The organism is Hymenobacter jeollabukensis, assembly GCF_005771675.1.
GTDB lineage: Bacteria > Bacteroidota > Bacteroidia > Cytophagales > Hymenobacteraceae > Solirubrum > Solirubrum jeollabukense.
Genome location: NZ_VAJM01000014.1, coordinates 140,754 through 153,824, shown reverse-complemented (window position 1 = coordinate 153,824; position 13,071 = coordinate 140,754). Strand labels below are relative to the sequence as shown.

The 13,071-nt window shown below is 68.8% G+C and carries 9 protein-coding genes; 4 read left to right on the top strand and 5 right to left on the bottom strand.

All coding sequences use genetic code 11. From position 1 onward, the window contains the following. Positions 1-91: 91 nt before the first annotated feature. On the bottom strand, positions 92-2,332 hold the full coding sequence (locus tag FDY95_RS21720) for an efflux RND transporter permease subunit (RefSeq protein WP_138080951.1): 2,241 nt from the start codon (positions 2,330-2,332) through the stop codon (positions 92-94). 264 nt (positions 2,333-2,596) lie between these two features. On the opposite strand from FDY95_RS21720, the gene FDY95_RS21715 reads away from it, so the two are divergent. From FDY95_RS21715 to FDY95_RS21705, 3 genes are all read left to right on the top strand, one after another. After that, positions 2,597-3,448 carry a UbiA prenyltransferase family protein gene (locus tag FDY95_RS21715; protein ID WP_138080949.1) on the top strand — a complete coding sequence of 284 codons (852 nt, stop codon included), beginning with the start codon at positions 2,597-2,599 and terminating at the stop codon, positions 3,446-3,448. Positions 3,449-3,452: 4 nt separating this feature from the next. Beyond that, on the top strand, positions 3,453-6,047 hold the full coding sequence (locus FDY95_RS21710) for a PEP/pyruvate-binding domain-containing protein (RefSeq protein WP_138080947.1): 2,595 nt from the start codon (positions 3,453-3,455) through the stop codon (positions 6,045-6,047). A 141-nt stretch (positions 6,048-6,188) separates the two neighbouring features. Further along, positions 6,189-7,304, top strand: a complete 1,116-nt coding sequence (locus tag FDY95_RS21705) for a hypothetical protein (protein WP_138080945.1) — start codon at positions 6,189-6,191, stop codon at positions 7,302-7,304. Between the two features lie 60 nt (positions 7,305-7,364). On the opposite strand, the gene FDY95_RS21700 is transcribed toward FDY95_RS21705, so the two are convergent. Then, on the bottom strand, positions 7,365-7,814 hold the full coding sequence (locus FDY95_RS21700; protein WP_138080943.1) for a GNAT family N-acetyltransferase: 450 nt from the start codon (positions 7,812-7,814) through the stop codon (positions 7,365-7,367). 149 nt (positions 7,815-7,963) lie between these two features. Between FDY95_RS21700 and FDY95_RS21695 the strand changes: the two genes are divergently transcribed. Beyond that, on the top strand, positions 7,964-8,866 hold the full coding sequence (locus tag FDY95_RS21695) for a LysR family transcriptional regulator (protein WP_171025785.1): 903 nt from the start codon (positions 7,964-7,966) through the stop codon (positions 8,864-8,866). Between the two features lie 123 nt (positions 8,867-8,989). Here FDY95_RS21695 and FDY95_RS21690 read toward each other — a convergent pair whose 3' ends face one another. From FDY95_RS21690 to FDY95_RS21680, 3 genes are read right to left on the bottom strand one after another with little or no spacing between them, the layout of a single operon-like run. Then, positions 8,990-10,189, bottom strand: coding sequence for an aminoglycoside phosphotransferase family protein (locus FDY95_RS21690; RefSeq protein ID WP_138080939.1), 1,200 nt, complete (start codon positions 10,187-10,189; stop codon positions 8,990-8,992). After that, positions 10,182-11,312, bottom strand: a complete 1,131-nt coding sequence (locus FDY95_RS21685; RefSeq protein WP_246074107.1) for a DUF3419 family protein — start codon at positions 11,310-11,312, stop codon at positions 10,182-10,184. The genes FDY95_RS21690 and FDY95_RS21685 overlap by 8 nt, the downstream gene beginning before the upstream one ends. 16 nt (positions 11,313-11,328) lie before the next feature. After that, on the bottom strand, positions 11,329-12,774 hold the full coding sequence (locus tag FDY95_RS21680; protein WP_138080935.1) for an AMP-binding protein: 1,446 nt from the start codon (positions 12,772-12,774) through the stop codon (positions 11,329-11,331). Positions 12,775-13,071 lie beyond the last annotated feature (297 nt).

The window sequence follows — 13,071 nt, the reverse complement described above, 5'->3', positions numbered from 1 at the left end:
GCGAGTTGATAGTTGTCAGTGAGGACAACTCCGCCGGCCCCGGTCCGCGTAGCTACTGACAACTCGCAACTCGCAACTCGCAACTGACCACTCACTCCCGGTCGAACCGCGCCAGCACCAGCGGGAAAATCACGATTTCGCCGAACAGCGCGGCGGCAATGCTGGCGGCCGTGAGCACCCCGAACAGCTGCACCGTTTTCAAGGAGCCCAGGCCCATCACGGCGTAGCCCACGAACAGAACCAGGCTGGTGAGCACGATGGTGGGCCCGACGTGGGTGATGGTGGCCAGCCGCGCCGCCCCGGGCGCCATGCTGCGCCGGGCCTCGCGGTAGTGGTGAATGTAGTGCACCGTATCGTCGACGCAGAGGCCGAGCACAATGGCGGCAATGCTGGCCGTGGCCGTATCGAGCCGGATGCCGCACCAGCCCATCAGGCCCAGCAGCACCAGCACCGGAAACAGGTTGGGCAGCACCGTGAGCAGGGCCAGGCGCAGGCTGCGCACGTACAGCCACACCAGCCCGAACACGGTGACGATGGACAGGAGCAGGCTCTGGGTCTGCGAGGTCGTCACGTACTCGGTGATGCGGGCGTACATGGGCTGGTAGCCGGCCGGGCGCACCCGGGCCACCGGCCCCAGCGTGCGGGCGGCCAAGCGCAGCAGCGTGTCGGTTTTGGCCGTGAGCTGCCGCGCCGACAGCATCTTGCCCGACACCGTGATGCGCCCGGTGCCGCTGCCGCGGTGAATAAACTCGGCCGCCAGCTGCGGGTAATCGGCCGCGAGCTGCCGGTCCACGGCGTTGAGCAGGCTCTGGCTGCCCAGGGCCCGCCGGCCCCGACCCGGAAACTGCGTTTCCAGCCCGGCTTGGTAGAGCGAGTGAAAGCCGAATACCCGCCCCACGCCCGGCAGCCCGCGCACCGAATCGGCGAAGCGGGCCGCCGCCTGCACCACGGCCGCGTCGTGGAGCTGGTGGCCGGGGCGGGGCTCCACCAGCAGCTCCAGCGGCAGGTAGGGGCCCCAGGTGGCTTCCATGCGGCGGTGGTCCTGCACCACCGGGTGATTCTGCGGAAAGTAGCCGAGGGTGTAGGTGTCGGCTTTGATGAGGAACATGCCGGCTACGGCCAGCACGGTAAGGGCCGCTGAAATGGCGGTGAACCGACCCCGGCGGGCCAGCAGGTAGGTGTAGAAGCGGGCCAGGCCCCGGCTGGTGGAGCGCGTGGCCCGGGGCGCGGGCGTGGTCAGCGGCAGGATGATGGTGCCGAGCACGAAGGTCAGCACCAGGCACAGGGCAATGCCGAGGGCGGCGAACAAGCCGAAGTTGCGCAGAATGGCCATCGGGCTGGTGACCAGGGCCAGGAAGCCGGCCACGGTGGTGAGCATGGTGGCCAGGCAGGGCGAAAACGTGTGGCGCAGCGCCTGCAGGGCCGAGGTACGCGGCGGCAGCCCCGGCGCGGCCCCTGGATCAGCCAGTAGGTTTCGCTCGTTGATGACATGCATGGCGTCCATAATGCCGAGCAGGATGAGCACCACCGGCAGCAGCACCGTCATCAGGTTCAGCCGGTAGCCCAACAGCCCGTACACGCCCAGCGTCAGGTAGGTAGCTCCGCCCACGATGCCGAGCACGTACACCAGCAGCCAGCCGTTGCGGTAGAGCAGCAGAAAAACGCCGAACATCAGCGCGTAGCCCAGGCCCAGGAACAGCCCGAAATCGTGCTGCGAGAGGGCATTCAGCCCGGCGAAGATGATGCCCACGCCGCCCAGGTAGGCCTGCTCGCGGGGCACGTGCCGGTACACCGTGCGCGTGACTTCATCCAGAATGGCGCCGCGCCGCTCGTCGAAGCCGGGCAGCCGGCGCAGCACCACCACGAAGCGGGCCGTGCGCAGGTCGGGCGAAAACAGCTGCTCTTGTAGCATAGGGTGCGCGGCCAGCGTGCGGCGCACCTGCTCGGGCCGGGCCGCGGGCGGCAGCAGCGGCTGCGGGCCGGCGCTGCCCGTCAGACCGGCGCGGGCGGGCACCAGGGCGTTGCCGGGGCCGATAACGGCGGCCACGCTCGGCAAGGCTTCCAGCTCCCGGCTCAAGGCCCGGAAACGCTGGAAGGAGGCGGGCGTCAGCAGCGTCTTGTCGTCGTGCACCACCACGATGACCACCTCGTCGTTGCCGAAGCGCTGCTGGAAGTCGTGGTAGGCGCGCAGGGCCGGGTCGTTTTGCAGAAACCAGGCCTCCAGGCTGTTGTCGACCTGCACGGCGGCGCGCACCCCGGGCCAGAGCGCCACACCTAGAATCAGCAAAAGGCTCAGCAGCCAGTACCGGAAGCGGTATAATCCTTCAATCATGCGGTAAAGTAGCGCGCCGGGGGCGGCTTTGAGTGCTGCCGGCCCACTTGGGGCAGAAATACTAAAGTCAGGCCGCCTCCCGGGTAACAGCGCCGCTAATCCGCTGACACGGCAAAGCGGCGGCTTTTATGCTTCGGGGTGCTGCGGAATAAAGTCTGATTCGACTCGTCATTAGGCGGAGCACCGGCCCGCGGCAGCTAATTTGGCGGTATGAATCTACGTGCGTTGTGGGCTTATCTGCGGGAGCGGTTTCCACCGGTCAACATGGCCCTGTTTGCCATCCTGTTTCTGACGGTGTACGCCGTGGCGCGGGCCACCCAGCCGGCCGCCGCCGCCCTGGCCGGTTTCGGCGCCCGCGAGGCGCTGGGCATCGTGGCCGTCATTTCCTTTTTCTTCCGCCTGCGCGTCTTCGACGAAATCAAGGACTACGCCGCCGACGCCGTCAACTTCCCCGAGCGGGTGCTGCAATCGGGCCGCGTGACGCTGGGGCAGCTGCGGCGGCTGGCCGGGGCCGGGCTACTGCTCGAAGCGGTCTGGTCGGCCTGGATGGGCTGGCCCGTGCTGCTGGCCTGGGCCCTGGCCGTGGGCTACAGCCTGGTGATGCGCTACGAGTTTTTTGCGCCGCAGTGGCTGCGGGCCCGGCTGGTGCTCTACGCCCTCACGCACCTGCTCATCATGCCGCTGATTATCGGCTGGGTGTGGGCCGCCTACGCGGCCCGGCCGCTGCTCACCCGGCCGTTGCTGCTGCTCGGACTGCTGAGCCTGCTCGGCGGGCTGGCCTTCGAAATTGCCCGCAAAATCAAGCCCGCCCCCGACGAGCGGCCCGGCGTCGACTCCTACTCGCGCACCCTAGGCTACGCCGGCGCTATTGCGGCGGTGCTGCTGGTGCTGCTGGCCGGCACGGTGGTGCAGGGCTACCTGCTGCGCCTGTTGCACGCCCGCAGTTGGCCGTTCGGACTGATGGCGGCCTTGTTTGCGGCTACCGTGGCCGCCTACGGGCTGAGCTGGCGCCGCCCCGCCGCGGGGCCGCTGAAAGTGGCCGAGCTGCTGGTGTCGCTGTTTATGCTCACGAGCTACGTGGCCATCATCGTGGAAATCGTTGCGCAAGTGCGCTAAGCTCATGGTTCTTGCCACGCACCAACCGGCGGGTCCGGACTACACCATCGGCGGCAAAGCGGCCGGATTGCAGCGCCTGCGGGCGGCCGGCCTGCGCGTGCCCGATTTCGTCGTCATTCCCGCCGAGGAATTCGATGCGCTGCCGGCAACCTCAGCTGCCGGCGACGCGGAGCCGACCGCCCGCCGGCAGCAGCTGACGGAATTTGAGCTGCCCGAAACGCTGCTGAACCAGCTCCGCACCGCGCTGCACGGCTGGGGCTTCCCCCACCAGCCCGTGGTGGTGCGCTCCTCCGTGGCCGACGAAGACGGGCAGCACGCGGCCTTTGCCGGGCTGATGGATTCGTTTCTGAACCTGACCTCGGAATCGGCGGTGCTCACGGCCGTGGCCCGCTGCGCCGCCTCGGCCTACTCCGAGCGGGCCCTGGCCTACCGCCGGCAGAAGGGGCTGAACCTGGCGGCCCGGCCGGCCGTCATCGTGCAGCGGCAGGTGGCTCCCGTGGCCAGCGGCGTCATGTTCACGACCTTTCCCGAGTACCCGCAGGAGCTGGCCATCCACGCCGTCTGGGGCTTCGGCGAAGGGCTGGTCGGCGGGCAGCTGCAGCCCGATGAGTTTTACTTCGAGAAGAAAACTGGTCAGCTGCATCGGCAGCTTATTACCCCGAAAGAAGAGCAGCTGGTGGCCCGGCCCGCAGGTGGCCTGATTACCCAGGCCGTCGAGGCCGGGCAGCAGGCCGCGCCCTGCCTGGGCGCGGCCCAGCTCGCCGAGCTGTTCGATATCGGCCAGCGCCTGGAGGCGGCTTTTGGCGGGCCGCAGGACGTGGAATTTGTGGTCGATGCGGCCGGGGCGGTGTGGGTGGTGCAGGCCCGGCCCATTACCCAGGCCATTCCGGAGGTCGTCGTCTACGACAACAGCAACATCCAGGAAAGCTACTGCGGGGTGACCACGCCGCTGACCTTCAGCTTTGCCCGCCGCGCCTACGCCACCGTGTACCGCCAGACCATGCACGCGCTGGGCCTACCCGCCGCGCAAATTGCCGCTCAGGAGCCGGTGGTGACCAACCTGCTCGGCCTCGTGCAGGGCCGCATCTACTACAACATCAACAATTGGTACCGCGGCCTGCAGCTGCTGCCCGCCTTCCGCCAGAACAAGGACGACATGGAGCGCATGATGGGCCTGGAAGAGCCCGTCGACTTCGTGCAGACCCGCGAGAAAACCCTCGCCGACAAGCTGCGCCTGGCGCCGCGCTTGTTGCTGAACCTCTCGCGCCTGCTGTTGGCCTTCGCCCGTCTCGACGGATCGGTGCGCCGTTTCCACGCCCACTTCGCCGGGCACTACCAGCGCTTCTACGCCCGGCCGCTCTCGGCGCTGAGCCCGGCCGAGCTGCTGGCCGAAAAAGCCCGCCTCGACCGGGAGCTGCTGGGCCAGTGGACCACGCCCATCGTCAACGACTTCTACGTGATGATGACCAACGGCCGCGCCCTGCGCCAGCTGCGGCAGCTGGGCGCCGCCGAGCCCGAAGAGCTGCTGCGCCGCTACCTCGCCGGCGACCAGGACCTGGCCAGCACCCAGCCCACCCGCCGCCTGCTGGCCCTGGCCGCCCAGGTGCGCCCGCAGGAACCGTTGCGCCAACTCATCGTGGCGCAGCCCGACGACCTACCCGCGCAGGTGCAGGCGCAGTTCCCCGCCTTTGCCGCCGAAGTGGCCGCGTTCATCGCCCAGTTTGGCGACCGGACGGTGGGGGAGCTGAAGCTCGAAACCCAGACCATGCGCACCCGCCCGCAGATTTTCTACCAGTACCTGCGCAACTTCCTGGTCGGCCCCGCGCCCGCCGAGTTCGGGGCCGCCGACCACGCCGTGCTGCGCGGCGCCCAGGCCGAAGTAGAGGCGCTGCTGCGGGGCAAGGCGGCCTGGCGCCGGCGGCAGCTGCGGCAGCGGCTGGCCCAGCTGCAGCGCGCCATTGCGCACCGCGAGTCGCTGCGGCTGGAGCGTACCCGGCTGTTTGGCATGTACCGCGGGCTGTACCTGGCGATGGGCGAGCAGCTGACGGCCGCCGGGCAGCTGGCCGCCCCGCGCGACGTGTTTTACCTGACGGAAGCCGAAATCGAAGCCACGGCCCGCCGGCTGATCGGCGAAACGGCTGCGGCGGCCGAAACCGAAAAGGCGCTGCCGCCGCTGGTGGCCGAGCGGCAGCAGGAGTTTGCCAGCTACGCCCGCCAGCACGCGCCCAGCCGCGTGACGGTGCCCTCGCCGCCGCTGGCCGCCGCATCCACCGCCGAAGACGAAGGCGCGCTGCGCGGCACCGGCTGCTACCCCGGCCAGCTTTCGGGCGAAATCATCGTTGTCACCAGCCCCGACGACGACCTGGCCGTGGCTGGCAAAATCGTGTGTGCCCTGCGCACCGACCCGGGCTGGGCCGCGCTGTTTCCGGTCTGCCGCGGCGTCATCATTGAAAAAGGCTCCTCGCTCTCGCACTCGGTCATCTTGCTGCGCGAGCTGGGCATTCCCACCATCATCAACGTGCCCGGCCTCACGCGGCGCCTGCAAAGCGGCCAGCAGGTGCATATGGACGGCGCCACCGGCGAAATCGAGTTGCTGTAGCGAAGCCGATGTGCTCCCGCGCCCAGTTCGGGGCAAAGGCCGCCGCCAGCCCGCAACGATACACGACTTGAGCCCGAGGTCGATGTAGCTAAAGTTCGCGCTACATTCCGGCTTCGACCCCGCCGCCCGCCTGAACTCAATATGACTAGCCCCATTCTGCGCCTTCCTTACCACGATCAGCTGCCCGAAGCATTCTGGGCAGTGCCGGCCCGCGTGTACGCCGACCAGCCAATGCGCCCCACCGAAGACCGGGCGCTGACCGAGCAGCTATTCGCCCAGGAAGCCGGGCGCAACGAGCTGATTGTCTACACTGATGAGGACACGCTCCGCCTAGTTGGTATCTTTCCGCAGGAGTCAGACGAAGCCTTTTTCGGCTTCTGGGAAACCACCAATGACCCCGCCGTCAACCAAGCTGCCTTCGAAGCGCTGCAGGCCGATGCGCGGCAGCGCGGCCGGCGCCGACTCGTCGGGCCGCTGGATTTCAACACCTACCACCGCTACCGGCTGCGGCTGCCGCCCGCGCCCAGCTGGGGTCAGTTCGATCGGGAGCCCATCAACCCCGACTACTACCCCACGCTGCTGGCCGGCCTGGGCCTGGCGCCCGTCAGCACCTTCGAGAGCCGCCGCATCCGGCCCCAGGACGTGCCCGCCGTCTTCACCGAAAAGGACATGCTGCTGCGCGAGCTGGCCCAGATTCCCTTCGACTTCATTCCGCTCAACGCGCAAACCTGGCAGGAGCACGAAGCGGCCATTTTCGAGCTGGTGCAGGCTATTTTCGGGGCCAACCCCGGCTACCGGCCCGTGTCGCTGGAGCAGTTCCGGCTGCTCTACAACCTGCAGTACGCCGCCAAGCTGTGCCCGCATACCTCGGTGCTCTTCCGCGACCAGGCCACGGGCGCGCTGGCCGCGCTCAGCTTCTGCCACCCCAACTACACCGAGCTGCACCTGCCCGATAGCCGCCCGCCGGTGTTCGAGCGCGACTTCGCGCGGCTGCAGCGCCGGCAGCTGCTGGCCAAAACCGTGGGCGTGCACCCCGACTACCGCCAGCGCGGGCTGATGTCGTACTTGGGTGCCTACGGCATGGTGCACTTCCGCGAGCGGTACGACGACGTCATCTTCTGCCTGATGCGCACCGGCAACTTCTCCCTGCACTTCACCGACGGCCTGCCCGCCGAAACCGCCCACTACGCGCTGTTCGGCCAGGATTTGCAAGGTGCCAGCAGCCCTACGATTCCAACCGAAGCTCAGCGAAGCTAAAGTCGTAGAACCACTGGTCTTGAACACGCCGACCGCCGCCGCTACGCGTTGACCGCCGCTCTACACGGTCTTTTGCATGCACACGCTGTTGTCGACGCCGATGTACTGGCCGTAGTTCGGGATGAGCTGGTAGCCGCTTTTCTGGTAGAGGCGAATGGCCTCGGGCTGCTTTTTGCCAGTTTCGAGCACACAGCCGGCGTAGCCCAGCTCCTGGGCCCAGCGTTCCAGTTCCATCAGCACGGCCTGGGCCACGCCACGGCCCCGGTGCGCGGGCTGCACGAACATGCGCTTGATTTCCACCGAGGCCTCGTCGTAGGGCTTGAAGGCGCCGCAGCCCACGGGCTCGTCGTGGAGGTAGGCCACCACCACGTGCCGGATGGCGTCGACCTTGTTGAACTGGGCGTAGAACGAGTGCTCGGCGCCGTCGCGCACCTGCAGGTCCTGGTCGAGCAGGCGTACCAGGGCGCGGAAATCGGGGTTATCGGAGTCGGTACGAACAAGGTGCAACATGGAGAGGAAAGTAGGGGTAAATCTGCGCAGCGGCCTAGCAAAATCCGCGCAGGATGCCGGGCAACTGAGGGGTGACCGGGGCAAAACTAGGGCGGGCTTTGATGCACCGCAATGCTGATATTGCCGCTATTCATGCAGTTATTGCATCGATGAACCTGCACCACATGCGCTACTTTCTGCAGCTGGCCGAGCGGCTGCACTTCTGGCAGACGGCCGAGCAGCTCGGTATCACGCAGTCCTCGCTCAGCCGCTACGTGCAGGGGCTGGAGCAGGAGCTGGGCTTTCCGCTGTTGGAGCGTCGGCAGCGCACGGTGCGCCTGACGGCCGCCGGCGAGCTGCTGCAAACCGAGTGGACGCGCCTGCTCACCGAGCTGGAGGCCGTGCAGCGCCACGCCCGGCAGGTCAGCGCGGGCGAAGTGGGCAGCCTGCGGCTGGGCCACGTGGGCTCGGTGGCCTATGCCTGGCTGCCGCGGCTGCTGGCCGGCTTCACCGCGCGCTACCCGCTGGTGCAGCTGGAGCTGCGCGAAATCGGGGCCGCCGATTCGGAGGCGCAGCTGCTCACCTACCAACTCGACGTGGGCTTCTGGCGCGAGCCCGCCCGCAACCCCGCCCTGGTGTCGGTGCCGATTTTCGACGAGCCTCTGGCCCTGGCCGTGCCCGCCGCGCACCCCGTGCGCCCCGATACGTTTACCTCCCTGGCCGCCCTGCGCGACGAGCGTTTCATTCTGCCCTCGCTCAGCGACGAAGGCGCCTACGCCCAGCACCTGCGCCAGATGTTCGAGGGCTACGGCTACCAGCCCCGGCGCACCATCACCTCCGATTTCGGCGCCACCATTCTCAGCCTGGTGGCGGCCGGACTGGGCATAGCCGTCCTGCCCATGTCCTACGCCGACAGCCCGACGCCCGGTCTGCGCTACCTGCCGCTGCCCCACCACTCGACGGTGTACCTGACCTGGCGGCGGGATGAACGCTCCGTGGTGGTCGAAAACCTGCGGGCCGAGGCCACGCGGCTGGCGGCTGCCCAAGCAGCAGGACCGCGTCAGGCAGTGTAAGTGGTTATTGGAAAATGGCCCCGAACGTCATACCGTTTCCAGCGTCTCCAATCCCCGCAAAACCGTTGCGCCCCGCCCGCCAGTGAGGCGAACGGGGCGTAGGGCCATAATGGAAGCCGAAAATCAGGCGTAGGCCGGCTCCGGGCGCAGGGGCTGCAGCTGCGCCAGCGTGTCGAAGTAGCTGTCGACCACGCGGGGCAGGTAGGGGTAGGGACCCACGGTGTGCGCCATCAGGTACATGCCCAGGCGGTGCAGGCCAAAATCCAGAGCCGCGAGGCCGGTTACGCGGCGGAAGGCGTCGGCATCGGCGAAGCGGCCGGTGCGGGCGTGTAGCTGCTGGCGGTAGTACTCCAGGTAGTGCGGGCGCAGGTGGTAGCGGTCCGCGTCGAGCACGAAGCTGAGCAGCTCCACCACGTCGTACTGCGGCACGTGGTAGGTGGCCAGCTCCCAGTCGTAGGCGCAGAGCTGCAGGCGGCCGTCGGCGCGGCGGAAGCAGGTGTTGCGCGGGTTCAGGTCGTTGTGAATCAGGGTGCGCGGGGCGGCGGCCAGCTCGGCCCAATACTCCGGAATGCGGGCAATGGCCTCACGCAGCAATTCGGCGCGCTCCGGGCCGTAGAGGCCGGGGTGGTGCTGGGCGGCGTTGGCGAGCAGGGCCTGCCAGAGCGGGGTCAGCTGCTGCATGTAGGCCGCGGAAGGCAGGTCGGGCCAGGTGACGGGCGCGGTGTCGGTGCCGGCGGGCAGCAGGTGCCGGGCGTGCCAGGCGGCCAGCTCATCGAGGGCGGCGCGCAGGTGGGCGTCGGTCCAGGTTTCAGGCTGCATCACCGTGTTCAGCAGCTCCACTTCCTCGCCCAGGTATTCCATCAGAATGGCGTAGACCTCGGCGGTTTCGTCGTCCTGGTGCAGGCCCCAGATGCGCGGCATCAGCGCGGCGTCGGCGTGGTGGGCGTAGAGGGCCAGCTCGCGGTGATGGGTGTGGTGAAAGCCGCTGCGGGTGGCAAAAGCCGGGTACGCCTGGGCCAGCTCGCCCTCGCAGGCCTGGGCCAGCCCCGCCAGCATGGCCGATACCTCGTGGCCGGGCGGCTTGAGCTTGAGCACCATGCGCTCGGTGCGGGCCGGCTGCCCATCCATTTCGAAGGTGACCTGCAAACCGAAATGACCCACCGGCCGGCTGGTTTGCCCGGCCGTGAGCACGGCCAGAATGCTGGCGGAGCTGTCGACGGGCAGGGGCTGCACGTCGAGCACGCGCAGCTGGCGCTGCGGGGCGTGGGCGCGCATCAGGCCTTCCACGAAGGGGCGCGCGCAGTAATAGGCGGGGCTATGCATACGCTTGGGATGGGGAAGAAAGCGGGAGGGAAGGCGCGGGCGCGGCGTCGAGCACGCGCACGTCGCGGAAGTAGAAGCAGCTGCCGGGCAGCTGGGGGCGGGTCGGGGTAGGGGCGTGGTCGGCCGGTTCGGGGGCGTCGCCCTGGGCCTGCAGCAGGTTCCAGTACACGGCGCGCAGCGGGGCTGCGGCGGGGCGGGCCAGCAGGGCCGCGCGCACCTGGGCGAAGTCGGCGGGGCTCACGTACTCGAAGATGTTGGAGAGGCTGGCTTTGCTGATGCTCCGGCCGGCGTCGCTGAGCAGGTAGGCGCTGGCCTCGCCCTGCACGGTGCTCAGGCGGTGGAGGCTGGCGCGCAGCCGGGCGTGGTGGCGGGCCTGGTAGCAGGGCGGCAGCACCGCTTCGGGCAGGCCTGCGGGGCCGAAAAAGAAGAAGCGGAAAAAGAAATTGTCGCGCACCAACTCGGTGCTGAGCTGCCCGGCGAGGCGCTGGTAAAACGCCCGCCCGCCCGATTCCGCAGCGTACTTGAACAGTTTCGGGTCGCGCCCGCGGCTGAGGTTGGCCTCGTCGAAATACGTCACGAACTGCGCCTCGAACGCGGTGCCGTGCAGCTGCTCCCGAAACCAGCGGTACTGCTCCGTCACGTCGTCGAACTCGACCAGGCGGCGCACGCGCTGCTGCAGGGCCGGGCTGAGCGTGGGCAGAAAGCCCAGCAGGTAGCTTTCCAGCTTGCCGGCCGGCAAGATGCCGCTGGGGTGGCTTTCGAAGAAGGGTGCCCAGTAGGCCCGCAGCGCCGGGGGCAGCGCGGGCTCCAGCTGCTGCCAGGTGGGCAGCACGGCCGCCGGCCCGTCGAGGCCGAGCAGGGCGCGCAGCACCTGGTGCTCGTGGTGCAGAATGAGGTAGCGCTTCAGCTCCAGCAGGTGCAGCTGCACCGGGTTCAGGTCGATGGCCGTGACGCGGCGGGCGCCGAGCAGCAGGGCGTTGAGGGCGTTGCAGCCGGCCGAGCAGATGACGAGCAGCTCGTCGGCGGGCTGCACGTCCAGCGCGGCGGCCAGGGTGCGGCGGCTTTCCCACACCAGCGAGTAGCGCAGGCGGTCGAGGGCGACGTTATAGAATTCGGAATGCATCACGGCGTAGGGGCGCTTAGCGCAGTTGGTCGTAGAGGATTTTGGAATGGTGGCGGCCGTCGACGGGCAGCGCGGGGCGGCGGTGCAGCTGCTTGCAAAGACCGGGCGGAAACTGCGCCGCCAGCGCGGCCCGCACCGTTTCCAGCTCGGCCGGGCCCTGCACGTACACGGCAAAGCCGGTGGCCGTGGCGCGGGCGGCGGCGCGCTCCACGCCCGGCAGCTGCTGGAGCACGTGCTCGATCTGGTAGTGCTGCACGCCGCGGTGCACCGTCTCGTTGCCCTGCCGGCCGGTCAGCCACAGGCACTGCGCGTCGTCGAAGTAGCCGAAGTCGCCGGTGCGCAGCCAGGCGCCGGGCTCGGCGGCTACGTGCGCGCCCTGCACCGTGATTTCGCCCACCACGAAGCGGCGCCCGTCGGGCAGCTCGACGCTGGCGCCGTTGCCCTGCAGGCGGCACTCCAGGCCGGCCACCACCGGGCCCACGCAGTAGCCGTGGCGCGGATTGGCGGGCCGGGCGGCGTCGTAGCGGCGCACGGCAATGGGCTCGGCTTCGGAGGAGCCGTAGATGCCATACACGGCGGCCTGCGGCAGCTGATCCTGCAGCCCTCGCAGCAGCCATTCGGGCACCGGCGAGCCGCCCACGCCCACGGCGCGCACGGCCGGCAGGGCGGCGGGCTGATGACGCAGGTGCGCCAGCAGGCGGCTGAAATAGAACACGTTGCCGGTCAGCGTTTCAACGGCCGTGTCGCGCAGCTGCGCCACTACGCGGGCCGCGTCGAAACCGGCCAGGCGGCCCCAGGGCACATCGGGCAGTACGGTGACGGCGCCCACGGCCAGGTTGTGCAGCAGCACATTCGGAAACAGCGGAAAATCGCGCTGCCCGCGCCAGGGCGGAAACACTTGCTTGAGCACCTCGTGCTGGGCCGTGAGCACCCGGTGGCTGCGCCGAATGGCCTTGGGCCGGCCCGTCGAGCCCGAGCTGTGCGATACCAGCGCTGGCAACTCGGCGGCTACCGGCTGCGGCGCCAGCGGCTGGGTGCTGGCCTCGGCAGCCGGAGCACCCAGCAGGCGCAGGCCCAAGCCACGCGTCAGCCAGCCGAAGCGCCGGGCCAGCGGGGCCGGGGCCAGGGCCGCCCGAATGCCGGCGTGTCGCCGCAAGGCCAGCAGCCCCCGCGCCGACACGCCGGCGGGCGGCAGCACCGGCACGGCGCCCAGGCTCATCACGGCCAGCAGTCCGCAGATCAGCTCCGTGCCCACGGGCAGCAGCAGCAGCACCGGCTGCCCGGCCACCACGCCGCGCTGCCCGAGCAACTGCTGGTAGGCCCCGATGCGGCCGGCCAGGTCATGGCCGGTGTAGGTGGCCGGGCGGCCCTGCGGCCCCGCGCCCGGCCACTCCAGCAGCACGGCGTCGGCCTGCTGGCCGAGGGTGCGGTGGACGTGTTGGTAGAAATTGGGGGCGGTCATGGCAGCGGGGCGAGTTGGTATTCCAAAGCTGGGAAATCAACCGCACTTGCGCACCCCGAATGATTGGCTCTGTCTGACTTTTAAAAGCGAGGGAGTGAAACGAGCTTGCGGCCCGTTCGTCACGGCTGCTTTCAGGAGTAAAAGCCGGTCTGGAAGGTTGCACGGCCAGCCTGGTAATATGCAAGCAGCTGGCAGAAAGTGGGGCGCCGGGCCGTCATCTTCGCGGTATTCCTGACTTTTAGTGTTGGCCAGAATGACCTCCGAAAAGAACAAAATCCCCCGAATATGTGAGCCCGC

What these genes read in the sequence shown, in the direction of transcription:
- FDY95_RS21685 (WP_246074107.1), bottom strand. Translation starts at nt 11,312, where the DNA reads ATGCATTCCGAATTCTATAACGTCGCCCTCGACCGCCTGCGCTACTCG.
- FDY95_RS21690 (WP_138080939.1), bottom strand. Translation starts at nt 10,189, where the DNA reads ATGCATAGCCCCGCCTATTACTGCGCGCGCCCCTTCGTGGAAGGCCTG.
- FDY95_RS21695 (WP_171025785.1), top strand. Translation starts at nt 7,964, where the DNA reads ATGAACCTGCACCACATGCGCTACTTTCTGCAGCTGGCCGAGCGGCTG.
- FDY95_RS21705 (WP_138080945.1), top strand. Translation starts at nt 6,189, where the DNA reads ATGACTAGCCCCATTCTGCGCCTTCCTTACCACGATCAGCTGCCCGAA.
- FDY95_RS21720 (WP_138080951.1), bottom strand. Translation starts at nt 2,332, where the DNA reads ATGATTGAAGGATTATACCGCTTCCGGTACTGGCTGCTGAGCCTTTTG.
- FDY95_RS21710 (WP_138080947.1), top strand. Translation starts at nt 3,453, where the DNA reads ATGGTTCTTGCCACGCACCAACCGGCGGGTCCGGACTACACCATCGGC.
- FDY95_RS21715 (WP_138080949.1), top strand. Translation starts at nt 2,597, where the DNA reads ATGGCCCTGTTTGCCATCCTGTTTCTGACGGTGTACGCCGTGGCGCGG.
- FDY95_RS21680 (WP_138080935.1), bottom strand. Translation starts at nt 12,774, where the DNA reads ATGACCGCCCCCAATTTCTACCAACACGTCCACCGCACCCTCGGCCAG.
- FDY95_RS21700 (WP_138080943.1), bottom strand. Translation starts at nt 7,814, where the DNA reads ATGTTGCACCTTGTTCGTACCGACTCCGATAACCCCGATTTCCGCGCC.